The organism is Photorhabdus akhurstii (assembly GCF_018448925.1).
Classification (GTDB): Bacteria; Pseudomonadota; Gammaproteobacteria; order Enterobacterales; family Enterobacteriaceae; genus Photorhabdus; species Photorhabdus akhurstii.
This window is the reverse complement of the sequence record NZ_RCWE01000121.1, coordinates 1-605: the sequence shown is the minus strand read 5'-3', so window position 1 is coordinate 605 and position 605 is coordinate 1. Positions and strand designations below refer to the sequence as shown.

Annotated in this window: 1 pseudogene; it reads left to right on the top strand. The window is 35.9% G+C overall.

Going from position 1 to position 605, the window contains the following annotated elements:
- Positions 1–427 precede the first annotated feature (427 nt).
- Positions 428–605: pseudogene (locus EAE93_RS24040) on the top strand (type VI secretion system domain-containing protein); the annotation flags it as partial.

The window sequence follows — 605 nt, the reverse complement described above, 5'->3', positions numbered from 1 at the left end:
GATCAAGACGTACCATGTAACTTATATGGTTTGGAGTGATTTTTTCTCTGATCTGGTATCCGAGTTTTATCTTCATGAGGATTATAAAACAGCAAAAAAAGGATATCCTTGACAGAATAAAAATATCTACCCAGGATCAAGTTAAAGAAAATATGAGAAAAAGAAAACTATATCTTATAAGAAAGAAACAAGGGTTAGTTGATAACATAGAACACGATAACTTTCTAAATAAAGTAAATGACAAATGTAATAACATGTTAAATATAATAAACATTTATCGATATTTATTTTCTTTTAATCAGAACGCTAAATTAGAAACCATATTGTCTATATTCAAAAAAGGAGTTATGTCGTGCAGTATAAAAAAAGATAAAAAGACATGAATTATTTTCAATCCTATTCTTTTGAAGAATAGAGAATAAAGAGAGAACAGAGTCTGACACTGGCCCCTTACTGGCTGGACGGGTACGCTATCGCGGCTCAGGCGGCCGAAAAACTGGGTTACCGCCCTGTCGCTGATGCTATCCGCGATGAACTCCGGGCCTTTCTTGACCGCCTGCCGGTCCTGCAAAACCTGTCTTTCTCCGATATGAGCCCGTTTATCT